General features: G+C 66.8%; 22 protein-coding genes and 3 pseudogenes. 12 read left to right on the forward strand and 13 right to left on the reverse strand.

Going from position 1 to position 22,739, the window contains the following annotated elements:
- Nucleotides 1–9 precede the first annotated feature (9 nt).
- Both MKAN_RS04775 and MKAN_RS04780 read right to left on the reverse strand, forming a co-directional pair.
- A complete protein-coding gene (locus MKAN_RS04775) occupies nucleotides 10–366 on the reverse strand; it encodes a transglycosylase family protein (protein ID WP_042313332.1) in 357 nt (118 codons plus the stop codon).
- Between the two features lie 92 nt (nucleotides 367–458).
- Nucleotides 459–986, reverse strand: coding sequence for a hypothetical protein (locus MKAN_RS04780; protein ID WP_225722855.1), 528 nt, complete (start codon nucleotides 984–986; stop codon nucleotides 459–461).
- A gap of 423 nt (nucleotides 987–1,409) precedes the next feature.
- Here MKAN_RS04780 and MKAN_RS32910 point away from each other — a divergent pair, with 423 nt between their 5' ends.
- From MKAN_RS32910 to MKAN_RS33195, 5 genes and pseudogenes are all read left to right on the forward strand, one after another.
- A complete protein-coding gene (locus MKAN_RS32910; RefSeq protein WP_364469835.1) occupies nucleotides 1,410–1,463 on the forward strand; it encodes an Ms4527A family Cys-rich leader peptide in 54 nt (17 codons plus the stop codon).
- A 116-nt stretch (nucleotides 1,464–1,579) separates the two neighbouring features.
- Nucleotides 1,580–3,247, forward strand: a pseudogene (locus MKAN_RS04785) (nitrite/sulfite reductase).
- Nucleotides 3,244–3,987, forward strand: a complete 744-nt coding sequence (locus tag MKAN_RS04790; RefSeq protein ID WP_023365714.1) for a phosphoadenylyl-sulfate reductase — start codon at nucleotides 3,244–3,246, stop codon at nucleotides 3,985–3,987. Before MKAN_RS04785 ends, MKAN_RS04790 begins: the two are co-directional and overlap by 4 nt.
- Nucleotides 3,966–4,178: pseudogene (locus MKAN_RS33190) on the forward strand (CbiX/SirB N-terminal domain-containing protein); the annotation flags it as partial. The gene MKAN_RS04790 and the pseudogene MKAN_RS33190, both read left to right, overlap by 22 nt.
- 62 nt (nucleotides 4,179–4,240) lie before the next feature.
- Complete coding sequence (locus MKAN_RS33195; protein WP_023365718.1) at nucleotides 4,241–4,378, forward strand: hypothetical protein; 138 nt, start codon at nucleotides 4,241–4,243, stop codon at nucleotides 4,376–4,378.
- A gap of 216 nt (nucleotides 4,379–4,594) precedes the next feature.
- On the opposite strand, the gene MKAN_RS04800 is transcribed toward MKAN_RS33195, so the two are convergent.
- Nucleotides 4,595–5,089, reverse strand: coding sequence for a hypothetical protein (locus MKAN_RS04800; RefSeq protein ID WP_129111689.1), 495 nt, complete (start codon nucleotides 5,087–5,089; stop codon nucleotides 4,595–4,597).
- Between the two features lie 534 nt (nucleotides 5,090–5,623).
- Here MKAN_RS04800 and MKAN_RS04805 point away from each other — a divergent pair.
- The gene (locus tag MKAN_RS04805) at nucleotides 5,624–5,860 is read left to right on the forward strand and encodes a DUF6480 family protein (protein ID WP_023365722.1); all 237 of its coding nucleotides are present in this window, start codon (nucleotides 5,624–5,626) and stop codon (nucleotides 5,858–5,860) included.
- Between the two features lie 88 nt (nucleotides 5,861–5,948).
- On the opposite strand, the gene MKAN_RS04810 is transcribed toward MKAN_RS04805, so the two are convergent.
- The 5 genes from MKAN_RS04810 to MKAN_RS04830 form a co-directional block, all read right to left on the reverse strand.
- Complete coding sequence (locus tag MKAN_RS04810; RefSeq protein ID WP_225722912.1) at nucleotides 5,949–7,034, reverse strand: sulfate/molybdate ABC transporter ATP-binding protein; 1,086 nt, start codon at nucleotides 7,032–7,034, stop codon at nucleotides 5,949–5,951.
- A 27-nt stretch (nucleotides 7,035–7,061) separates the two neighbouring features.
- Entirely contained in the window at nucleotides 7,062–7,880 is an 819-nt protein-coding gene (cysW, locus tag MKAN_RS04815; RefSeq protein WP_023365726.1) for a sulfate ABC transporter permease subunit CysW, read from the reverse strand.
- Nucleotides 7,877–8,776, reverse strand: a complete 900-nt coding sequence (gene cysT / locus MKAN_RS04820; RefSeq protein ID WP_023365728.1) for a sulfate ABC transporter permease subunit CysT — start codon at nucleotides 8,774–8,776, stop codon at nucleotides 7,877–7,879. The genes cysW and cysT overlap by 4 nt, the downstream gene beginning before the upstream one ends.
- On the reverse strand, nucleotides 8,773–9,816 hold the full coding sequence (locus MKAN_RS04825; RefSeq protein WP_023365730.1) for a sulfate ABC transporter substrate-binding protein: 1,044 nt from the start codon (nucleotides 9,814–9,816) through the stop codon (nucleotides 8,773–8,775). The genes cysT and MKAN_RS04825 overlap by 4 nt, the downstream gene beginning before the upstream one ends.
- Before the next feature lie 353 nt (nucleotides 9,817–10,169).
- The gene (locus MKAN_RS04830) at nucleotides 10,170–10,373 is read right to left on the reverse strand and encodes a hypothetical protein (protein WP_023365732.1); all 204 of its coding nucleotides are present in this window, start codon (nucleotides 10,371–10,373) and stop codon (nucleotides 10,170–10,172) included.
- A gap of 111 nt (nucleotides 10,374–10,484) precedes the next feature.
- On the opposite strand from MKAN_RS04830, the pseudogene MKAN_RS29305 reads away from it, so the two are divergent.
- From MKAN_RS29305 to MKAN_RS04840, 3 genes and pseudogenes are all read left to right on the forward strand, one after another.
- A pseudogene (locus tag MKAN_RS29305) lies at nucleotides 10,485–10,843 on the forward strand (FAD-dependent monooxygenase); the annotation flags it as partial.
- A gap of 99 nt (nucleotides 10,844–10,942) precedes the next feature.
- Complete coding sequence (locus MKAN_RS30290) at nucleotides 10,943–11,116, forward strand: hypothetical protein (RefSeq protein ID WP_155254700.1); 174 nt, start codon at nucleotides 10,943–10,945, stop codon at nucleotides 11,114–11,116.
- A 53-nt stretch (nucleotides 11,117–11,169) separates the two neighbouring features.
- Nucleotides 11,170–13,224, forward strand: a complete 2,055-nt coding sequence (locus MKAN_RS04840) for a glycoside hydrolase family 15 protein (protein WP_023365739.1) — start codon at nucleotides 11,170–11,172, stop codon at nucleotides 13,222–13,224.
- Nucleotides 13,225–13,620: 396 nt separating this feature from the next.
- Here MKAN_RS04840 and lepA read toward each other — a convergent pair whose 3' ends face one another.
- On the reverse strand, nucleotides 13,621–15,621 hold the full coding sequence (lepA, locus tag MKAN_RS04850; protein ID WP_099184190.1) for a translation elongation factor 4: 2,001 nt from the start codon (nucleotides 15,619–15,621) through the stop codon (nucleotides 13,621–13,623).
- Between lepA and MKAN_RS04855 the strand changes: the two genes are divergently transcribed.
- Entirely contained in the window at nucleotides 15,600–16,211 is a 612-nt protein-coding gene (locus tag MKAN_RS04855; RefSeq protein ID WP_023365745.1) for a type II toxin-antitoxin system PemK/MazF family toxin, read from the forward strand. The two genes, lepA and MKAN_RS04855, sit on opposite strands and share 22 nt — an antisense overlap.
- Nucleotides 16,212–16,302: 91 nt before the next feature.
- Here the strand turns inward: MKAN_RS04855 and MKAN_RS04860 are convergent, their stop codons facing one another.
- Nucleotides 16,303–16,731: a CBS domain-containing protein gene (locus tag MKAN_RS04860; RefSeq protein ID WP_023365747.1), complete on the reverse strand. Its 429-nt coding sequence runs from the start codon at nucleotides 16,729–16,731 to the stop codon at nucleotides 16,303–16,305.
- Nucleotides 16,732–16,880: 149 nt separating this feature from the next.
- Here MKAN_RS04860 and MKAN_RS04865 point away from each other — a divergent pair, with 149 nt between their 5' ends.
- Both MKAN_RS04865 and MKAN_RS04870 read left to right on the forward strand, forming a co-directional pair.
- The gene (locus tag MKAN_RS04865; RefSeq protein ID WP_036392994.1) at nucleotides 16,881–17,723 is read left to right on the forward strand and encodes a ribonuclease Z; all 843 of its coding nucleotides are present in this window, start codon (nucleotides 16,881–16,883) and stop codon (nucleotides 17,721–17,723) included.
- A gap of 92 nt (nucleotides 17,724–17,815) precedes the next feature.
- Nucleotides 17,816–19,228, forward strand: a complete 1,413-nt coding sequence (locus tag MKAN_RS04870) for a PE family protein (RefSeq protein ID WP_023365751.1) — start codon at nucleotides 17,816–17,818, stop codon at nucleotides 19,226–19,228.
- Here MKAN_RS04870 and MKAN_RS04875 read toward each other — a convergent pair.
- From MKAN_RS04875 to MKAN_RS04885, 3 genes are read right to left on the reverse strand one after another with little or no spacing between them, the layout of a single operon-like run.
- Nucleotides 19,225–20,064, reverse strand: a complete 840-nt coding sequence (locus MKAN_RS04875; protein WP_023365753.1) for a transglutaminase family protein — start codon at nucleotides 20,062–20,064, stop codon at nucleotides 19,225–19,227. The genes MKAN_RS04870 and MKAN_RS04875 overlap by 4 nt on opposite strands.
- Nucleotides 20,064–21,041 (reverse strand): alpha-E domain-containing protein, encoded by a 978-nt coding sequence (locus MKAN_RS04880; protein ID WP_023365755.1) that lies wholly within the window; start codon nucleotides 21,039–21,041, stop codon nucleotides 20,064–20,066. Before MKAN_RS04880 ends, MKAN_RS04875 begins: the two co-directional genes overlap by 1 nt.
- Nucleotides 21,041–22,675 carry a circularly permuted type 2 ATP-grasp protein gene (locus tag MKAN_RS04885; RefSeq protein ID WP_023365757.1) on the reverse strand — a complete coding sequence of 545 codons (1,635 nt, stop codon included), beginning with the start codon at nucleotides 22,673–22,675 and terminating at the stop codon, nucleotides 21,041–21,043. Before MKAN_RS04885 ends, MKAN_RS04880 begins: the two co-directional genes overlap by 1 nt.
- Between the last annotated feature and the right edge of the window lie 64 nt (nucleotides 22,676–22,739).

Raw genomic sequence — 22,739 nt, forward strand, 5'->3', positions numbered from 1 at the left:
GGGCCCAGCTCAGTCGTCGGTGTTACCCGTACAACCCCCGTTTGCCGCCATCAGGGCTGTCAGGATGTGCGTCAGGGAACCTACCGGGCCGTCGCCACGGCTACATGAGCTGCACCTTGGCCATGCGCCTGGCCCCTGAGTCGTCATGATTCGCTCCCCCACATCGATCTGCCCGTCGGGACTGGCGGCCGACGGCAACCCGGAGCCGCCGTTGCCTTGCCACGTCGGCTGGCTGATCTGCAAACCACCGTAAAAACCGTTGCCGGTGTCGGCCGCCCAATTGCCGCCGGACTCACATTGCGCGATGGCTTCCCAATTGACGCTATCGGCATGCGAGCTGCCCGGCGACACGGCGGGCCCCAACATCCACGCGGCGCCCGCGGCGGCCGCCACGGCGAAGACTCTCCGCCCGACCGCGCCGGCGCTGCGACCGGCGCACATCGTCGGTGTCCCGAAACTCATAGCAGCTGCACCTTTCTCGCCATCCAACGACCGTTGAGCTTCACCATCGTCACCTTGATGCGGACGTGGTCGAGTTGAGACCGCGAACTGTCTCGGTTACTTATCGATTCGTCGACGAACATCAAGACGACAACCTTGTCCGGCGTAGCCGACTTCACCGCCGCCGCCACCACAGAGCCGCGCGTATGAACCTGGCGTTGGACCATCTCCTGGCGGAACTGCTGACTGGATTTGCGGTAGGAGTCGTTGAATTCACCGGTCGAGCCGTCCATGATGTCGGCGAAACGGGCGTCGACTGCTTCCGAATCAAGGTTGGTCAGCTTGAGGACGTAGTTCTGCGCCGCGGCGAGTGCCTCCTTGGCAGCGTCATCCTTCTGGTGCTGCTGAAACAGCACCCAACCGCCGAAAACCAGCCCACCCAACGCCGCGACGACGGCCACCGCAACCACGTCGAGCCAGCGATGGTTGGGCCTGGCCGAGCGAGCGGCACCGGCCGCAGCCGTATACCGGCTGACTCTTGGCACCGGTACGCCGTCTTGGGCACCCGGCGTTGCCACTGAACCCTGGCCGGCGAATGTATGGGCCCGACGGGCAACACATTTGGACCTAGACCACATTGCTCACCTAAGGCTTCCCCTGTCACGCTGCTAGCAACGACGGATCGTCGGCGGGTTAGGAGCAAGGAGCTCGTAACCCGGAAACGAAGGCGACAATATTTTCTTAGTGCAATAGTTTCTATAGCGGCCAAATAACGTTTTGGTGGCGATCGCCTGGTCGACCTCGCGACCAGGGCACCAGCAGCCACGCGCCTCCCCGATCACCCGGGGCTCGTGCCCTTGTTTTGCTCACGGTGAGAACAAATCGGACCTGGTCGCGCGGCCGGCAGCGGGCCATGGCAGAATGTCGGCGTGACCGTCGCCCATTCGACCCCGCATCTTGCGCTGGTAATGCGTCGGCACATCGACCTCAAGCGCGTCTGCAGCTGTTGCTGTCGGCCTTGATGTCGTAGACCCAGCCCACCTGTCCCTCCAGCTGGCCACCGGATCTGCGCCTCCCCGTACGAATCGGTGGTTTCCGCGCGCCAAGGTCGGCAATGTTTGTGAAGGAGAACGGCCCAATGACCACAACCCGTCCCGTCAGGCCCCGCAATGAGGGCCAATGGGCGCTGGGAGATCGGGAGCCGCTCAACGCCAATGAGGAGATGAAGAAGGCCGGCAACCCGCTCGATGTCCGGCAACGTATCGAAAACATCTACGCCCAAGGCGGATTCGACAGTATCGACAAGGACGACCTGCGCGGGCGGTTCCGGTGGTGGGGCCTGTACACCCAACGTGAGCAGGGCTACGACGGCACCTGGACCGGCGACGAGAACATCGAGAAGCTCGAGGCCAAGTACTTCATGATGCGGGTTCGCTGCGACGGCGGCGCGATCTCGGCGGCGGCGCTGCGCACGCTGGGCCAGATTTCGACCCAGTTCGCCAGGGACACCGCCGACATCTCCGATCGGGAGAACATCCAATACCACTGGATTGAAGTGGAAAACGTCCCGGAGATCTGGCGGCGGCTGGACGCGGTCGGGCTCCAGACCGCCGAAGCCTGCGGTGACTGTCCGCGCGTGATCTTGGGTTCGCCGCTGGCGGGTGAATCGCTGGACGAGGTGCTCGACCCGACGTGGGCGATCGACGAAATCGTGCGCCGCTACATCGGCCAGCCCGACTTCGCCGACTTGCCGCGCAAGTACAAGACCGCCATCTCGGGTCTGCAGGACGTCGCGCACGAAATCAACGATGTCGCGTTCGTCGGCGTCAACCATCCCGAACACGGGCCGGGACTGGACCTCTGGGTCGGCGGCGGGCTATCGACCAACCCGATGCTGGCCCAACGGCTCGGTGCCTGGGTTCCCCTTCAGGAGGTGCCCGAGGTGTGGGCCGCGGTGACGTCGGTATTCCGTGACTACGGCTACCGCAGGCTGCGCTCCAAGGCGCGGCTCAAGTTCCTGATCAAGGACTGGGGTATCGAGAAATTCCGACAGGTGCTCTGAACCGAATACCTCAAGCGTCCCCTCATCGACGGCCCCGCCCCCGAGCCGATCAAGCATCCGATAGACCACGTCGGGGTGCAACGGCTCAAGAACGGCCGCAACGCCGTCGGGGTTGCGCCTATCGCCGGACGGGTATCCGGCACCATATTGTCGGCGGTGGCGGAGCTGGCCGAGCGGGCCGGGTCGGACCGGATCCGGTTCACGCCGTACCAGAAGCTGGTCATCCTCGACATACCCGACGCCGTGCTCGACGAGACGATCGCCGGCCTGGAGGCGCTGGGCCTGCAATCCAACCCATCACGTTGGCGTCGAAATCTGATGGCCTGCAGCGGAATTGAGTTCTGCAAACTGTCCTTCGCCGAAACCCGGGTGCGGGCACAGTCATTGGCGCCCGAGCTGGAGCGGCGTTTGGAGGACGTCAATTCCCAGCTTGACGTACCGATCACGGTCAATATCAACGGTTGTCCGAACTCCTGTGCGCGAATCCAAGTCGCCGACATCGGGTTCAAGGGGCAGATGGTCGACGACGGTCATGGCGGCTCGGTGGAGGGCTTCCAGGTGCATCTGGGCGGAAGCCTCGGACTGGACAGTGGTTTCGGCCGCAAACTGCGTCAGCACAAGGTCACCAGCGGCGAGCTGGGCGATTACATCGAGCGGGTGGTGCGCAACTTCATCAAACATCGGGCCGACGGCGAACGCTTCGCGCAGTGGGCGATTCGGGCCGAGGAGGACGACCTGCGATGACCTCTCCGGCAACCAAACCGACGGAACCGGAGCTACGGGAGTTGGCGGCGCGCGCTGCGGCCGAACTCGACGGCGCCAGCGCCACCGACCTGCTGCGGTGGACCGATGAAACCTTCGGCGGCGTCAACGGACCGCGCGGCTGGGCGACCTGCAACTACGTGGTCGCCTCCAACATGGCCGACGCCGTGCTGGTCGATCTGGCCGCCAAGGTGCGACCGGGCGTGCCGGTGATTTTCCTGGACACCGGCTACCACTTCGCGGAAACCATCGGCACCCGCGATGCGATCGAATCCGTCTATGACGTACGGGTGCTCAACCTCAGGCCCGAGCACACGGTCGCCGAACAAGACGAATTGCTGGGCAAGGACCTGTTCGCCCGGAACCCGGGCGAGTGCTGCCGGCTACGTAAAGTCGTCCCGCTGAGCAAGACTCTGCGCGGCTATTCGGCCTGGGTGACCGGACTGCGCCGAGTCGAGGCACCGACCCGCGCCAACGCCCCGCTGATCAGCTTCGACGAAGCGTTCAAACTGGTGAAGGTAAATCCGCTGGCGGCCTGGACCGACCAGGATATGCAGGACTACATCACCGAACACGACGTGCTGGTGAATCCCCTTGTGTACGATGGCTATCCGTCGATCGGCTGCGCCCCATGCACAGCCAAACCGGCCGACGGCGCCGACCCGCGCAGCGGCCGGTGGCAAGGGCTGGCCAAAACCGAATGCGGGCTGCACGCCTCGTGACGGCACTCGTGCTGACGGCGCACGGCAGCCCGGATCCCCGGTCGGCGGCCAATGCGCGGGCGGTGGCGGGCCGCCTGGCTCGCCTGCGGCCGGGCCTTGACGTACGGGTGGCGTTTTGTGAGCAGAATCCGCCAAGCCTGGTCGAGGTGCTCGGCGAATGTCCGGCTGACGCCGTCGTCGCTCCCCCGCTGCCGTCGACCAGCTGCTCGGCCGCGGCGGCCGCCGGATCGCGTCGTGGTTTCTGGCGCCGGGGGTGTTGACCGACCGGGTGCACACCTACGCGCATGGCGCCGGCATCCCCATGACAGCGCCTTTGGGTGCACACCACCTGGTTGCCGAGACGGTGCTGGATCGTTTCGATCAGGCGGTGGCGGAGCGCATCGCCGCCTGACGCCGGGCAACGCTGCAGACACCAGCGCGCCGCAGGGCTGGAATCGGTCGCGGGCGCTTGGGTTCAGCCGCCAGGCCGCCGGCCCCTGATTCGTGCGCCGAAGGCGCTGGCGCTCAGGGGGATTCGGCGCCAGACCGGCCGGCAGTGGGAGCACCTGGCGGTCTGCGTCGGCGCCGGGTGCGTCGCAGCCGCAATCGCGGCCGAAAGCATTGCCCGCTAAATGTGACCGGGTTCCGACGGGAAGTGCATCTCGGGCATCTGTGGTGCATCGATGTGCGGGGCCTCGGGCAGCTGTGGCGCGTCGACGTGCGGGGCCTCCGGCGGTGGGGCGGCAACGATCGGTGGGGCCACGGGATCCATGGGCTTGGGAGCATACGGACCCCCGGCGCACACCCCATCGCCGGGCATCCGGGCGCACTGCGGATCGTCGGGGCCGGTGGGGGGACCCTGATAGTACGGGCCACCGTGGCATATCGGGGACAACGGCATCTGGATGCATCGCGGATCATTTGGGCTGGTGGGAGCGTCCCCGTCGGAGGGATCGCCAGGGCTGGGATCGTCGAGCAGAACCGGCGAGGCGAACGTGCTACCCGAGCCGGGCATTGCGTTCGCCGGAACCGTCGCACCCGCCACGGGCATTACGACAAGCGCCGCAGCCACCGCAATAGTCGTCACTGTGCTGCGGACACCCGAAGCCACTATCCCGTTCATCGATCACTCCTTTGCTGCGGACTCAACCGGCGCCGTTGCCGTTGCGTATGTTGACCGGCATGGCGAGGCGTTACGCCCCAGATCCGACCGACCGATAGTACATCTAATTAGATCGCTCAGCGCCGCGTGCTGTGGCTGTCGCACCTGTCGCCGGCGAGCGCCGGCGAAGCACGCGCCAGTTTCGCGATCCTCTGTCGCACCGCGGCCGTCTAGCTCCCGGCGCGGATCACCTTGGGGTCCATGGAGATTCGTGAGGGTACCGATGGCAGGGCAATCCGGTGAGGCGCCGGCGCTTTCGGGCGCAACGGCAGACGGTGTGTGAGGTTTCCCACGGTTGGCGCTTGCCCATCGCCTGAAACGGGCCGCACGACGGCAAGACTCACAGGTGCTCGCCGACACCGATGGAGCGCTCAGACCGCCAACTCGCAGCTCGCCAGGTGCGGCGCGGATTGGGTGACCTCGCTTCAACGGGGTACCCCACAGTCACGGGGTTGCCAGAAACCACACCGAGCCGCGACGGAGGCCAGGAAGCCCATGACCGCATTGCCCCCTGATCCCGATCCCGCGACAACCCCGGCGCTCGAACCGGGTGGAGGTGTCACGCCCGGCGCCACGCCGCCGGACTCGGCGCAAACTTCGGGATTGTCGGACCCGCAACCGCGGCCCCGGCGACGAGTCACCCCCACGGTGCTGGTCAGCCTTGTCGCCGTCGCGCTTTTTGTGCTGCTGTTCGTGACGGTGGCACTGGCACTTGTCCTGGGCATGCATTAGCCCGGATTTTGCGGTAAGGCCGGGCTGGACTTTCCGCCCCCGAAGCATGCCGGCCCGCGGCCTTTGGCGTAGGCGAATCGACCGGGGATCACACCGACGTCAGCGCGGCCTGATCCGTCTCGGCCCCGCCGACGCCGTCATCGCCTGGACCCGCGATGTCGTGGGGAATGGGCGGGACCCGGGTGGCGCGCACGTAGACGGTGTCGCCCTCCCGTAGGGCCAGCGCCTCGGCGTCACCGCGGGTGATCTGGGCCGTGAAGGCGCCTCCGGTTGCCGCACTGGTCAACTCGACGCGAACCTCGAAGCCCAGCACCACCACCCGGTTCACGGTGGCGCGGGCGACACCGGTGGACTCCGCGGTACCGTCGGCGGCGGCAACGGCCATCTCCGGAGTCCGGCCGACTCGGATGTCATGCGGGCGGACCAAGGCGCCGTTGAGCATGGAAACCGCCCCCAGGAAGGACATGACGAACGCGTTCGCCGGGGCGTCGTAGACGTCGGTCGGAGATCCGACCTGTTCGATACGGCCCTTGTTGAGCACGGCGATCCGATCGGCCACATCCAGGGCCTCGGCCTGGTCATGGGTGACCAGCACCGTGGTGACGTGTACCTCGTCGTGCAGGCGGCGCAGCCAACTGCGAAGGTCCTCACGGACTTTGGCGTCCAGGGCACCGAACGGTTCGTCGAGCAGCAACACCTCCGGGTCGACGGCCAGCGCGCGGGCCAGTGCCATCCGCTGACGCTGGCCACCGGAGAGCTGATTGGGATAGCGGCCGTGAAATCCGCTCAGGCCCACCACCTCCAGCAGGTGGTCGACCTTTTCCTTGATCTCGGCCCGGGGCCGCTTGCGGATCTTCAACCCGTAGGCGACGTTGTCGCGAACCGTCAGGTGCTTGAAGGCGGCGTAGTGCTGAAAGACGAATCCGATGCCCCGCCGCTGCGGCGGCACCCCGGTCACGTCGCGCCCGTTGATCGTGACGGAGCCGGCGTCCGGTCGGTCAAGGCCCGCGATGGTGCGCAACAGCGTCGATTTCCCGGAGCCGCTGGGGCCCAGCAACGCGGTCAGCGAACCGGCGGGCACCACGAAGTCCACGTGGTCCAGGGCAACGAAATCGCCATAGCGCTTGGCGGCGTTGCGCACAACGATGGCGTAGCCGTTGCGACCCTTCGTCATGGCTGTGGTCATCTCAGCGTCTCCTCTTCAGGCCTGGCCGGCCGCTCGTGCCCGGCGGGCGTCCAGTGCCACCTGAACGATCAACACCACCACCGCGACGGCCATCAGCAGGGTCGACAGCGCGTAGGCCCCGTACTCGGCGCCACGGTTGTAGCGGTCCGAGACCAGCAACGTCAGCGTTTGGGACGTGCCCGGTAGGTTCGACGACACGATCAGGACCGCACCGTATTCGCCGAGCGTGCGGGCAACGGTCAACACGATCCCGTAGGTCAGGCCCCACCGGATGGACGGCAGCGTGATCCGCCAAAATGTCTGCCACCAACCGGAACCCAGCGTCGCGGCCGCCTGCTCCTGGTCGGTGCCCAACTCGTGCAACACCGGTTCGACTTCGCGCACCACGAACGGCAGCGTGACGAACATGCTGGCGAGGACAATGCCGGGCAGGCCGAAGATGATCTTCAGCCCCAGGTCCTTCTCGACGAAGCCCAGCGCACCGGCGGATCCCCACAGCAGGATCAACGCCACACCCACGATGACCGGTGAGACCGCGAACGGCAGGTCGATGATCGCCTGTACTACACCCTTGCCCCGAAATCGGTTGCGGGCGAGCATCAATGCAGTCGGGATCCCGAACAGCACGTTCAACGGCACCACGATACCCACCACCAGGAGGGACAGATTCAGTGCCGATATCGCCGCCGGCGTACTGATCCAGGCGTAGAACTGGCCGAGGCCCGGTTCGAAGGTCCGCCAGAGGATCACCGCCACCGGAACCACCAGCAGCACCGTGACATATCCGAGCGCGATGGATCGGAGCAGGTAACGGACGCCGGCCGAGGGCGTCATGCGACCATCTCGTCCCGCCGGGCCGCACGCGTACCGACGACGCGCAACAGCAGCAACACCACAAAGGAAATCGTCAACAGCACAATGGATATCGCGGCGGCGCCGGTCCGGTCGTCGTTCTCGATCAAGGTGCGGATCCACTGGGACGACACCTCGGTCTTGCCCGGCACCGCGCCACCGATCAGCACGACCGAGCCGTATTCCCCGATGGCCCGCGAAAACGCAAGGCCCGCACCGGACAACAACGCCGGCAGCAGCGACGGCAACACCACGGAGGTGAAGATCTTGGGACCGGAGGCACCCAGCGACGCCGCCGCCTCCTCGGCCTCAAGATCGACTTCCAGCAGCACCGGCTGAACGGCGCGCACCACGAACGGCAAGGTGACAAACGCCAGTGCCACGCCCACCCCCCAGGCGGTGTGCTGCAACTGAAGACCCACCGGACTGGTGGGGCCGTAAAGGGCGAGCATCACCAGGCTGGCCACGATGGTTGGCAGCGCGAAGGGAAGATCGATGATCGCATCGACGAGCCGTTTGCCGACGAAGTCGTCGCGCACCAGCACCCAGGCGATCAGCAGGCCGAACACCGTGTTGACGAGAGTGATCCCCGCGGAAATGGTCAGCGTCACCCGCAGTGAGTCCAGCGCGGCGCGTGACGTGACCGACAACCAGAACGCCTGCCAGCCGCCGCCCGAAGCTTGCCAGGCGATGGCGGCCAACGGCAGCAGCACGATGATCGACAACCACACCACCGAAACTCCGACCCGCAGTGACGTGCTGCCCCACCGGCCGGGACCGCGGCGGCCTGGAACGCTGTCGTCGGCGAGCAGGACCCGGTCGGCCGGTGGATCCGGCTGTGAATCCGGCTCTGAAACCGGCGGGGTCGGTGCGGTCATCCGGTGGCCTGCATATAGATCTTGGTGATGCTGCCGGTGCCCTTGTCGAACAGCTGCGGATCCACTACGTCCCAGCCGCCCAGATCGGCGATTGTCCACAGTTTCGCCGGCACCGGAAACTGCCCGCGAAAGTCGGCGGCCACCGCGGGATCGACGGGCCGGAACCCGGACTGCGCCCACAGTTTCTGCGCGGCCGCGGTGTACTGGAAGTTCTTGAATGCCGTCGCGGCGGCAAGGTGGGAACTACTGGTGACCACCGCCAGCGGATTTTCGATCTTGAACGTCTGCGATGGGATGATGCGCTGGACCGCCTTACCCTGCCGTTCGGTGGCGATGGCCTCATTCTCGTAGCTGATCAGCACATCGCCGCTGCCCTGGACAAAGACATCGGTGGCTTCCCGTCCCGATCCGGGACGCAATTTGACGTGTTCGCGCACCAGGGTGCTGACGTAGTCGATCCCCGCTTGGGTGTTCCGGCCGCCCTCACTCTTGACCGCATAGGGAGCGAGCAGGTTCCATTTGGCCGAACCCGAACTCAGTGGGCTGGGCGTGATGACCTCCACGCCGGGGCGCAACAGGTCGTCCCAATCCTTGATGTTCTTGGGATTGCCGGCGCGTACCACCAGCGTCACCACCGACCCGAAGGCAATGCCCTTGGTGGCGTCGGCATTCCAGTCCTTGGAAACCTTGCCGGCCTTGACCAAGCGGGTGATGTCGGGTTCGACGGAGAAATTCACCAGATCGGCCGGCTTGCCGTCGACGACACCGCGGGACTGGTCACCGGAGGCCCCGTATGACGTGATCACCTGCACGTCCCTGCCTTCCTCGGAGGCGTTGAACGCCGGGATCACCGTGCGCCAGCCGGGTTCCGGGGCGGAGTAAGCGACCAGGGTGATGCTGGTGTGCGCGCCGGTGGGCCCGCCGCCGCCGACGACGTCGCTGGGACCACCGTGACACGCCGCGACGACACCGACGACCAGCGCGAGCACCACCGGGCGGGCAACGGCATGCCGCCACGGGGTCTTCGGCGTCTGTGGCATTGGTGGCCTTCCGGGGTGCGGGAGTGGTAAGCGTCGGTCCCGTGGCTGCGGAAGGCGATCGGTCACTAACTGGAGAGCTTCACCAACTCCATGCCAGACCGCGCACGGGCGGGAGTCAGCGACAACAGTGCACGTCGACGGCGGCGCAGATCGCCACAGCCGCAACCACACAGCCGGGCGCGCCATGAGCGCGCCCGGGGCGATCGGCTACCGCGTGCATGCCGGGAAGCCTAACAGAATCGGCCGCAGTCCCATGTCGAGCGCGCGGCCGTTACCGCGTCAGCAACCACATGGCGATCACCAGCACCACGAGCGCGACCAGGACCAGGGTGACGTGCGACCGCGGCATCGGCTTACTCGGGTGCTTCGTCGGAGTGGCGGATTCGCCGCATCACTTTGATGCCCTTGCCGAGCAGGGCATCGAGTACCGCCGCGGTGATGTATGCCAGGCCCAGCACCACCGGCATCACCGCCAACGCCTGCAGCGCGAACGGAAGACCGGAAAGCCACAGCTCGACGCCGTCCCACCAATTCAGGAATCCGTTCACTGAACACACCCTATTCGGCGCGGCAACCGAATCCAACGTGCCACGATCCGCACAAGATCAGGCGTGCTCCAGCAGTCGGACGAAACCACGTGTCTGGTCGCCGGCGGTGGGCCGGCAGCCATGATGCTCGGTTTGTCGTTGGCCCGCGCCGGCGTTGACGTCACGGTGATGGAAATGCACGCCGACCTCCTGCGCGACTTCCGCGGTGCCTTGCATGCCGGCACCTTGCGGCTGCTCGACGAACTGGGGTTGGGTCGCGGTTCGCCCGGATCCCACATCGCCTGAGCGACACCATCCCGATGGAGTTGCAGGGCCAACCGGTCGAGGTGGACCTGACCCGGCTGCCCAGCCCCCATCAGCACATCGCTTTGGTGCCGCAGCGGGATCTGCTGGAGTCACTGGCCACTGCCGCGCAGACGGAGCGCACTTTTCGGTTGCTGCGCAGCAGCGAGGTGACCGGGCTGCTAGGCGGCGACGACGGGTCCTCGGTGTCGACCCGCCGGCCGGCGCGGGTACCGGCGCGCCGGTGAGCACTAACCGCGTCTCCACAAGCGCTACAACGGGCCATCCATGCCCGTGTGGTCGCGGTCGCAATGACCGGCGCCGACCCGGCGCCGCCGCTGGCCGTCCAGCCGGTGGGCAGGTCACGGCCGCTACGGCGGGTGCTCGGCTATCTGGTCTCGATCGGTGCGCTATCCGAGCGCGCGCCGGACTACGCGCGGCGCGGCGGCTACATCGCCTCACCTGGATAACAGGGCAGCCGAAGTGGTGGACGCGAAGTAGGTCGACAGTTGATGATGACCGCATGGTCCTGCACGCCGAACCCGCAGACGAGGCCGCCGAGGTCGCTGAAGCCGCCCAGGTCTCTCACGTCACCGACATTCCAGCGTTCCAGGCAGCACCCGTCCCGTCCGTCAAGTCCGACGCGAAGGGCACTTTCACATCCAGCTCATCGCTGCGCAATCCGTTTCCACCCATTGCCGATTACGCCTTCCTGTCCGACTGGGAGACGACCTGCCTGATCTCGCCGGCGGGATCGGTGGAGTGGATGTGTGTGCCCCGGCCGGACTCCCCCAGCGTGTTCGGCGCGATCCTGGACCGCAGCGCGGGCCATTTCCGGCTGGGCCCTTACGGCGTTTCGGTGCCCTCGGCACGCCGTTATCTGCCCGGCAGCCTGATCATGGAGACCACGTGGCAGACCCACACCGGCTGGCTGATCGTGCGCGACGCGTTGGTGATGGGGCCGTGGCACGACATCGAACGACGATCGCGCACCCACCGACGCACGCCGATGGACTGGGACGCCGAGCACATCCTGCTGCGCACGGTGCGCTGCGTCAGCGGCACGGTCGAGCTGATGATGAGTTGCGAGCCGGCGTTCGACTACCACCGTCTCGGCGCCACCTGGGAATACTCGGCCAACGCGTACGGTGAGGCGATCGCCCGGGCCAGCCATCAACCCGACACCCACCCGACGCTGCAGCTGACCACAAACCTGCGGATCGGGCTGGAGGGCCGCGAAGCGCGCGCCCGCACCCGGATGAAGGAAGGCGACGACGTATTCGTCGCCCTGAGCTGGACCAAGCATCCGGCGCCGCAGACCTACGAAGAGGCCGCACAGAAGATGTGGCAAACCACCGAGTGCTGGCGGCAGTGGATCAACATCGGTAATTTCCCCGACCATCCGTGGCGGGCATACCTGCAACGCAGCGCGCTCACGCTGAAAGGGTTGACGTACTCGCCCACCGGCGCGCTGCTGGCCGCCAGCACCACGTCGCTGCCGGAAACACCGCACGGCGAACGCAACTGGGATTACCGCTACGCCTGGGTCCGCGACTCGACGTTCGCATTGTGGGGGCTCTACACCCTGGGACTGGACCGCGAAGCCGACGACTTCTTCGCCTTCATCGCCGACGTGTCCGGCGCCAACAACAACGAGCGCCATCCGCTGCAAGTGATGTACGGCGTGGGCGGCGAGCGCAGCCTGGTCGAAGAGGAACTGCACCACCTGTCCGGCTACGACTACGCGCGTCCGGTCCGGATCGGCAACGGCGCCTACAACCAGCAGCAGCATGACATTTGGGGCTCGATTCTGGACTCGTTCTACCTGCACGCCAAATCGCGTGAGCAGGTCCCGGAGACGTTGTGGCCGGTGCTCAAGCGCCAGGTCGAGGAGGCGATCAAGCACTGGCGCGAACCCGACCGCGGCATCTGGGAAGTGCGCGGGGAACCGCAGCACTTCACCTCGTCGAAGGTGATGTGCTGGGTGGCGCTGGATCGCGGCGCCAAGCTGGCCGCGCGGCAGGGCGAAAAAAGCTATGCCCAGCAATGGCGCCAGATCGCCGAGGAGATCAAGGCCGACATCCTCGAGCACGGCGTGGACTCCCGCGGCGTGCTGACCCAGCGCTACGGCAGCGACGCCCTCGACGCGTCGCTGCTGCTGGCGGTGCTGACCCGGTTCCTGCCACCCGACGACCCGCGGGTGCGCAACACGGTGCTGGCCATCGCCGATGAACTGACCGAGGAAGGCCTGGTGCTGCGGTATCGGGTGCACGAGACCGACGACGGCCTGTCCGGTGAAGAAGGCACGTTCACCATCTGCTCGTTCTGGCTGGTGTCGGCGCTGGTAGAGATCGGCGAAGTGGCGCGGGCCAAACGGCTGTGCGAGAAGCTGCTGTCCTACGCCAGCCCGTTGCACCTCTACGCCGAGGAGATCGAGCCGCGCACCGGGCATCAGCTGGGCAACTTCCCGCAGGCGTTCACCCATCTGGCGCTGATCAACGCGGTGGTCCACGTGATCCGCGCCGAGGAAGAAGCCGACGGGTCGGGGATGTTCCAGCCGGCCAACGCGCCCATGTAGGCGGTGTCGGGCGAGTTTCGCGGCGAGCAGACACATAATCGCGCAATTCCGACGGAATTCGTGCGATTCCGCGTCTGCTCGCGGGCGAGACCGGTGTCAGCTGCCCCACATTTCGCTGGCCGTGTTTTGGACCGGCGCGCGGCGATAGGGACCCTGCTGCATCATGTGGACGACACCTAGGCAGTCGGCGGGCAGGGCCGATAGGCGGTCTGGAACGGCTGGTTCAGCAACATCGCCAAAGCGGTGCCGTCAATCATGGCGTGCTTGATAACTGGGCCCGTCAGCGCATGCGGCACGATGTTCGGCGCCGGTCCCGCATTGCCGCCGGTCGTTGCGGTGCACCCGCTCGACAGACCACGGCCAACAACGTGGCGGCCACCAAGCACCACCGGTTTGTCACTTCTTGCCCTTGTCTCCCGCGGTGTCGGTGGATAGCGCCGCGACAAACGCCTCCTGCGGCACATCAACCCGTCCAATGGTTTTCATCCGCTTCTTGCCTTCCTTCTGCTTTTCCAGCAGTTTGCGCTTGCGAGTGATGTCACCGCCATAGCACTTCGACAGCACATCCTTGCGAATCGCGCGGATGTTCTCGCGTGCAATGATTTTCGACCCGATGGCGGCCTGGACCGGCACTTCGAACTGCTGACGCGGGATCAGCTCCTTGAGCTTGGTCGTCATCTTGTTGCCGTAGGCGAACGCCGAATCCTTGTGCACGATCGCGCTGAACGCATCGACGGTCTCGCCCTGCAACAAGATGTCGACCTTGACCAGTTGCGCTTCCTGTTCCCCGGCCTCCTCGTAATCGAGGCTGGCATAGCCGCGGGTGCGCGACTTCAGTGCGTCGAAGAAGTCGAAGATGATCTCCCCCAACGGCATTGTGTAGCGCAGCTCCACTCGTTCGGGCGACAGGTAATCCATGCCGCCCAGCTCCCCCCGGCGCGACTGGCACAGTTCCATGATGGTGCCGATGAACTCGCTGGGCGCAATGATGGTGGTCTTCACGACGGGCTCGTAGACGGTACGGATCTTGCCCTCCGGCCAGTCCGACGGATTGGTGACGATGATCTCGGAGCCATCCTCTTTGAGCACTCGGTAGACGACGTTGGGCGAGGTGGAGATCAGGTCCAGATCGAACTCGCGCTCCAGACGCTCGCGGGTGATCTCCATGTGCAGCAAACCCAGGAAGCCACACCGGAACCCGAAACCCAGCGCCACCGATGTTTCCGGCTCATAGGTCAGCGCCGCGTCGTTGAGCCGCAGCTTGTCCAGGGCATCGCGCAGATTGGGGTAGTCCGAACCGTCGACGGGATACAGCCCCGAGTAGACCATCGGCTTGGGCTCGCGGTAGCCGGTCAGCGCCTCCTTGGCGCCGTTGCGGACCGTCGTCACGGTGTCGCCGACCTTGGACTGGCGCACGTCCTTGACGCCGGTGATCAGATATCCCACCTCGCCCACACCGAGGCCCTCGCAGGGCTTCGGCTCGGGCGAGACGATGCCGACCTCGAGCAGCTCGTGGGTGGCTCCGGTGGACATCATGGCGATGCGCTCTCGCGGGGTGATCTTGCCGTCGACCACCCGGACGTAGGTCACCACACCGCGGTAGATGTCGTAGACGGAGTCGAAAATCATTGCGCGAGTGGGTGCGTCGGCGTCGCCCCGAGGCGGCGGCACCTGCCGGACCACCTCGTCGAGCAGCTGTGCCACGCCCTCGCCCGTCTTGCCGGACACCCGCAGCACGTCGTGCGGCTCGCAGCCGATGATGTGGGCGATCTCGCCCGCGTAGCGGTCCGGGTCGGCGGCCGGCAGGTCGATCTTGTTCAGCACCGGAATGATGTGCAGGTCGCGGTCCAGGGCCAGATACAGGTTGGCCAGCGTCTGCGCCTCGATGCCCTGCGCGGCGTCGACCAGCAGCACCGCACCCTCGCACGCCTCCAGCGCCCGCGACACCTCGTAGGTGAAGTCGACGTGGCCGGGCGTGTCGATCAGGTGCAGCACAAATTCTTTCCCGGCGTCCGTGCCGCCGGTCACCTGCCAGGGCAGCCGCACGTTCTGGGCCTTGATGGTGATGCCGCGTTCCCGCTCGATGTCCATCCGGTCCAGGTATTGCGCCCGCATCGAACGCTCGTCGACCACCCCGGTCAACTGCAGCATCCGGTCGGCCAGCGTCGACTTGCCGTGGTCGATGTGAGCGATGATGCAGAAGTTGCGAATCTGTGCCGGCGGCGTGAAGGTCTTGTCGGCGAAACTGCTGATGGGAGTCTCCTGGTGGACGGTCGTGAGCCTGCCAGCTGGGCGGTTCGTGGGTATGTCCAGGGTATCCAGGCAGGTGCTCCGGGACACAATCGCGCGTTCCCGCGCGCGACTATGCTGCCAACATGGCGTCCGCCCGGAAGTCACAGTGGAAGACGTTCCAGCGCTTCACCGAGAATTTAGGGAACCTGGTGTTCAACGAGGCTCCCAAGGCAGTGCGTCAACTACAGAATTCGCAGGCCGTGCTGCAGGAGCTTCAGCGTGCGGTGAAAATCACCGCAAACATCATGGCGATGGGCCTCCCGCCGCCACCCCAGGAGATCGCCGCCGGCCGCCCGGTGACCAGCACCAGCTTTCCCACCGCACAGCGGGCGCGCAGGCTGGTCTACGCCCCTGACCTCGATGGCCGGGCCGGCCCGGGGGAAATCGTGTGGACGTGGGTGGTCTACGAAGACGACCCGACCCGCGGCAAGGACCGGCCGGTGCTTGTCGTCGGCCGTAACCGCAATGTGTTGCTGGGGCTCATGCTGTCCGTCCGGGAAGACCGCGCCGCCGATCGCGACTGGGTCGGAATCGGTTCCGGTGATTGGGATTACGAGGGTAAGCAGAGCTGGGTCCGGCTGGACCGGGTGCTCGACGTGCCGGAGGAAAGCATCCGCCGGGAAGGGGCGATCCTGCCCCGCGACACCTTCGATGTGGTCGCCGCCCGGCTGCGCACCGAATACGCCTGGCGTTAAGACCAGCTCGCGACCGTAACGCCACGGCGAAAATCCACGCGATTTTTCGCCGTGGTGTTCCGCTGGCTGAAGTCTCAGGCCGGCGGCCTGACTAGCCCTGCGTGATGTAGGACTGCAGCTGCTGCTGTTCGGCCTCGAGTTCCTGCATCCGGGTCTTCACCACATCACCGATGCTGACGATGCCGATGAGCTTTTTCCCGTCCAGCACCGGTACGTGGCGCACCCGATTGTTGGTCATCAGCACGCTCAGGCTGTCTACCGTGTCCGATTTCGTGCAGGTGGCCACGGCGCTGGTCATGATCTTGGAGACCGGACGAGACAACACGCTGGCGCCGTGGGTGTGCAACTGGCGTACCACGTCGCGTTCCGACACGATGCCGACCACCCCTTCCGCGCCGACCACCACCATCGCGCCGATGTTCTGCTCAGCCAGACCGGCAAGCAGTTCCCGCACTGTCGCGTCGGGATTGATCGTCACCACCGCCGCCCCCTTGTTCCGCAAGACGTCCGCGATCCGCATTGAGGCCTCCCGCCGGTAGTGACCCGATTCACACCAGGCTACGGCTAACTTGCGCGGCGGGAAAGCCGCCACCCCTACACGACGTGGCCCGCCGCGCGAATCGCCGGGTTGCGCCGCCGCGCACGGTCCCGGCTGGTAAGGATGTGGCCATGATCGAGATCACCTTGCTTGGCACCGGCAGCCCCATTCCCGATCCGAACCGCGCCGGGCCGGCCACCTTGGTGCGGGCCGACGGACAGGTGTTCTTGATCGATTGCGGGCGCGGTGTTCTGCAGCGCGCGGCCGCCGTCGGCGTGGGCGCGGCCGGCTTGTCGGCCCTGCTGATCACCCATCTGCACAGCGACCACATCGCCGAGCTCGGCGACGTGATCATCACCAACTGGGTCACCAACTTCGCTCCTGCTGCCCCGCCGCTGCAGATCATCGGGCCGCCGGGCACCGCCGAGGTGGTGGCGGCGACGCTGCGGGCCTTCGGGCACGACATCGGCTACCGCATCGCCCACCACGCCGATCTCGACGCACCGCCGCCGGTCGAGGTCCACGAATACACAGAAGGCACCGTATGGGACCGCGAGGGTGTGACGATTCGGGTGGCGCCCACCGATCACCGGCCGGTGGCGCCGACGATCGGGTTCCGGATCGAATCCGGCGGTGTTTCGGTGGTGCTGGCTGGCGACACCGTGCCGTGCGCCAGCCTGGACGAGCTGGCCGCCGGCGCAGACGCCTTGGTGCACACCGTTATTCGAAAGGACATCCTGGCGCATGTTCCGCAGCAGCGGGTCAAAGACGTCTGCGACTACCACTCGTCGGTGCAGGAGGCTGCGGCGACCGCCAACCGCGCCGGGGTGGGGACCTTGGTGATGACGCACTACGTGCCGGCCATCATCGCAGGGCAGGAGGACCAGTGGCGGGCTTTGGCCGCGACCGAGTTCAGCGGAACGATCGAGCTCGGCGACGACCTGCACCGAGTCGAGGTGCACCCGCGGCGATAGCGTGTCCGTAATGCACGGACTTGGGCTCATATCGCGATAGGATCCAGTCCCCGACCAGTGGTCTTGATCTCGCTCGATCTCAGGGGTGCGGCATGTCGTATGTGATCGCAGGTCCGGCGGCAATCGCTGCGGCGACCACCGAGCTGGCCGGAATCGGTTCGACGATCAGCCAGGCCAACGTGAATGCAGCGGCCGTGACGGCCGGCGTTCCGGCGGCCGCCGCCGACCAGGTGTCAGCGGCCGTCGCGGCGTTCTTCGGGGCGCAGGCCCAGGGCTATCAGGGCATCAGCACCCAGATGGCGGCGTTTCACGACCAGCTGGTGCAGGCCCTGTCCGCCGGCGGTGCGGCCTACGCCGATGCCGAGGCCGCCAGCGCCCAGAACCTTCTCGACCTGATCAACGCACCAGCCCTGGCGCTGTTTGGTCGCCCATGGATCGGCAACGGCGCCGACGGCGGGACCGTCGGCGGAATAGGTCAGCCCGGCGGGCCGGGCGGATTGCTCTACGGCAACGGCGGCCGGGGTGGCGACAGCACGCTGGCCGGAGTGGCCGGCGGAAACGGCGGGGCCGCCGGCCTCATCGGGAACGGCGGCACCGGCGGCACCGGCGGCACGGGAGGCAGCGGCGGGCTGGGTGGCAACGCCTTCCTGATCGGCGGCGGCGGCGCCGGGGGCACCGGCGGCGCGGCCGTCGGCACCGGGTTCGCGGGCAGCGGCGGCAACGGCGGTTTGGGCGGCCTGCTCTACGGCAACGGTGGTGCGGGCGGAACCGGCGGCGCCGGGGTGGCTGCGACCACCATCGGCGGCATGGGCGGGTTCGGCGGCGATGCCTGGCTATTCGGCAGCGGCGGGGCCGGGGGCCAGGGCGGCGACAACACTTTCAACCTCAGTGGCCAAGGCGGGCTGGGCGGCGACGGCGGCAGTGGCGGAGCGCTTTTCGGCAACGGCGGCATCGGCGGTGGCGGCGGCAACGGCGGCGCCACCGGCGGAGCCGCCGGGAACGGCGGTTCCGCCGGCTACGCGATCGGCAGCGGCGGGGCCGGCGGCGTGGGCGGCGATGGCGGCACCGTGTTCGGCGGCCAGGGCGGGGACGGCGGCCGGGCGGCGACGATTTTCGGGTTCGGCGGCGCCGGCGGCAACGGCGGCACCGGCAACTATGCCCTTTTCCCATCCGGCGGCGCCGGCGGGACCGGCGGCGCCGCCGTGCTCTTCGGCCTCGGCGGGGTGGGCGGACACGGTGGCTCCGGCGGCGGCTACGGGGGTCAGGGCGGGGCGGGCGCCTGGCTGATCGGCAGCGCCGGCGACGGCGGGGCCGGCGGTGCCGGCAACATCAACAGCGTGGCCGGTGGCCAAGGCGGGAACGGCGGGGACGCCTTCTTCATCGGCAACGGCGGCAACGGCGGCGCCGGCGGGCACGGCTTCGGCGCCGGCACGCCCGGCAAGGGCGGGGGTGGCGGCACTGCCGGGGTCATTGGCTGGGCGGGAAATCCCGGTCCGGACGGTTAAGCCAACCGGGCGATCTCGACGTCGACGTCGAGGTCGGTTGCGCCCAGCCCGGAGTAGATGCCCTTCAGCGGAGACACGTCGCTGTAGTCGCGGCCGACACCCACGCTGATGTACTGCTCGGTGATCTCGGTGTCGTGGGTGGGATCGTAGTTCCACCACGCGCCCGTCCAGGCCTGAATCCAGGCGTGGCTACGTCCGGCGACAGTTTTTCCGGCCACGGCGTCTCGCTCGGGATGCAGATAGCCGGATACGTAGCGTCCGGGAATCCCCATGCTGCGCAACAGGATCAGCGTCAGGTGGACAAAGTCCTGGCAGACGCCGCGGCCCTGCTCCAGCGCGTCCAGTCCCGTCGAATAGACGCCGGTGGTACCTGGGAGGTATTCCAATTCGCTTCGGGCCCAACGGGATGCGGCAACGACGGCTTCGGCGGGGTCGTGATATTTGGTGATCCGCCGGCCCACGGCCGCGATGCGTTTGCTGGTCGGGGTGTACCAGGTGGGGCGCAGCACCTCGTCGAACCGGTCGATTACGGTCACCGAGTGCAGCTCCTCCCAGCTGGTCTTGGCCGTCGGCGGCTCCGGGCGCTCGGTCTCGACAACCGAGGACGACGTGACCGTCAGCTGCGTGTGCGGCGCGTGCAGGTCGAAGGCCGTCACCGCGGTGCCCCAATAGTCGATGTAGCGGTAGGACCGGGTGGCCGGGACGGTTTCGACCCGGTTGAGGATGACGTTTTGGCGGGTGTTGGAACGTGGTGTCAGCCGCGCCTCGTTGTAGGACGCCGTGACCGGCGACGGGTATGCATACCCGGTGGTGTGTACCACCCGCATCCGCCACATCAGGATTCCCCTTGCCTGCCGAGCAGTTGGCCACGCTGCCCCGCATCGGTCCAGGCCACCCACGGTGATACGTGAAAGTACTGCAGGGTCAACGCTTCTCCGACATCACGGCAGGTTCGTTGCAGGCCCGCCAACCGGTTGTCGAGGGACTCGAGCAGGACACCGGGCTGCACGAACTCGAGTTCACTGCGCGCCTGCCCGAGCAGCCGCTGCGCTTCGGTGGTGGCCCCGATTCGGCTCTGCGGATTGTGCAGCAACTCCTCGAGGTTGTGTTCGGCCAGCCGCAGCGAGTAGTACACCGAGCGCGGGAACAACCGGTCGAGCATCATGAACTCGACGACCCGTCCGGCGTCCAGCACCCCGCGGTAGGTCCGCAGATAGGTGTCGTGCGCGCCGGCCGAGCGCAGCAGGGTGACCCACGCCGGGGACGAGGCGCTGTCACCCACCCGCGACAACAGCAGGCGCACGGTCATGTCGACCCGCTCGATGGCGCGGCCTAGCAACATAAATCGGTAGCCGTCGTCGCGGGAGAGCGTCGAGTCGGCGAGCCCGGCGAACATCGCCGCGCGGCCTTCGATGAACGACAGGAATTCATGTGGCCCAAGACGTTTGGCGGCTCGCTCGCGTTCCGGCAGCGCATTGTAGGTGGTGTTGAGGCACTCCCAGATCTCGATGGAGGTGACTTCGCGCGCCGACTTGGCGTTTTCCCGCGCCGCCGAGATCGCAGCGACGATCGACGAGCCGCCCTGGGCGGTGGTGCTGAAAGCCACCAAGTCCGTCAGCGACCACAGGTCGAGTTCGTGGTCGGGGGGTTCGATGCCGAGCACCCGCAACAGCAGTCGGGAGGCGTGGTCGGGGTCGACGCTGGAGTCCTCGAGCAGTTGGTGCACCGCGACATCCAGGATGCGCGCCGTGTCGTCGGCGCGCTCGACGTAGCGGCCGATCCAATAGAGCGCTTCGGCGTTGCGCGCGAGCATCAGTCGGTCGCTTTCTGCTGTTGCTGGGATTGTTCGTTGCGCGGCGAGTCGGTCGGCGGTTGCTCGGGCACCACCCGCGGCAGCGACCGCACCACTTGCGCGCGGCCCAGTTCACGATCGGCGGCCGAAGCGCGCGGCGCCAGCACCCAGGTGTCCTTGGATCCGCCGCCCTGACTGGAGTTGACCACGCGGGAGCCCTCTACCAGAGCTACCCGGGTCAGTCCGCCCGGTAGCACCCAGATGTCATTGCCGTCGTTGACCGCGAACGGCCGCAGATCGACGTAGCGCGGCGCCAACGAGCCCTCGATCCGGGTCGGCACCGTCGACAGCTCCATCATCGGCTGGGCGATCCAGCTGCGGGGATTGTCGCGAATCTTCTTGCCGACGGCGGCCAGCTCTTTCTCGGAGGCCTGCGGGCCGAAGACGATGCCGTAGCCGCCGGAGCCCTCGACCGGTTTGAGCACCAATTCGCCGATCCGGTCCAAAACTTCCTCGCGTTCGTCCTCCAGCCAGCACCGATACGTCTCCACGTTGGCCAGCAGCGGCTTCTCACGCAGGTAGTACTCGATCATGGCGGGCACGTAGGTGTAGACGAGCTTGTCGTCGCCGACACCGTTACCGATCGAACTGGAGATGACGACATTGCCGGCGCGGGCGGCGTTGACCAGTCCCGCCACCCCGAGCACCGAGTCGGCGCGGAACTGCAGCGGGTCCAGGTATGCGTCGTCGATGCGCCGGTAGATGACGTCGACCTGGCGCTCCCCCTCGGTGGTGCGCATGTACACCTGGTTGTCCCGGCAGAACAGGTCGCGGCCTTCGACCAGCTCCACGCCCATCTGGCGGGCCAGCAGCGAATGCTCGAAGTAGGCCGGGTTGTAGACCCCGGGGGTCAGGACCACGACCGTGGGATCGGCCTCGTTGGTGGCCGCCGAGTTGCGCAGAGCCCGCAGCAGGTGCGCCGGATAGTCGTCGACCGCGCGGACCCGGTGGGTGGCGAACAGGTTCGGAAAAACCCGCGCCATGGTGCGCCGGTTCTCCATCACGTAGGACACGCCCGACGGCGAGCGCAGGTTGTCCTCCAGCACCCGGAAGTCGCCGCGGTCGTCGCGGATCAGGTCGATGCCGGCCACATGGATGCGCACCCCGTTGGGCGGAACGATCCCCACCGCCTCGCGATGGAAGTGCTCACAAGAGGTCACCAGCCGGCGTGGGATCACGCCGTCGCGCAGGATTTCCTGGTCACCATAGATGTCGTCGAGGTAGCGCTCGAGGGCCTGGACGCGCTGAATGATGCCCCGTTCCAGCCGCGTCCACTCGGCAGCCGAGATCACCCGGGGCACCAGGTCCAGCGGAAACGGTCGCTCCTGACCCGACAGCGAAAAGGTGATGCCCTGGTCGATGAACGCTCGGCCCAGCGCATCGGCTCGCGCTTTGAGCTCCGATGCGTCGGTGGGCGCCAGCTCGGCATAGATGCCCTTGTAGGGGCCACGAACGTTGCCTTGCGCGTCGAACATCTCGTCGAAGGCCAGGGCGTAACCGTCCGACTTGTGATAGCCGTCGAAGATGCGCTCCGAACGGGCGGATGATCGCCGTCTGGTCGCTTCGATCGGGTCAGAAAGACTCACCCGTGTCATGCTGCCTCACTTCGGGCGTTTCTCCAGGCCAGGGACTGCTCTTTTGGGCGAAAACGTAACCGAC

This window comes from Mycobacterium kansasii ATCC 12478, assembly GCF_000157895.3.
Taxonomy (GTDB): domain Bacteria; phylum Actinomycetota; class Actinomycetes; order Mycobacteriales; family Mycobacteriaceae; genus Mycobacterium; species Mycobacterium kansasii.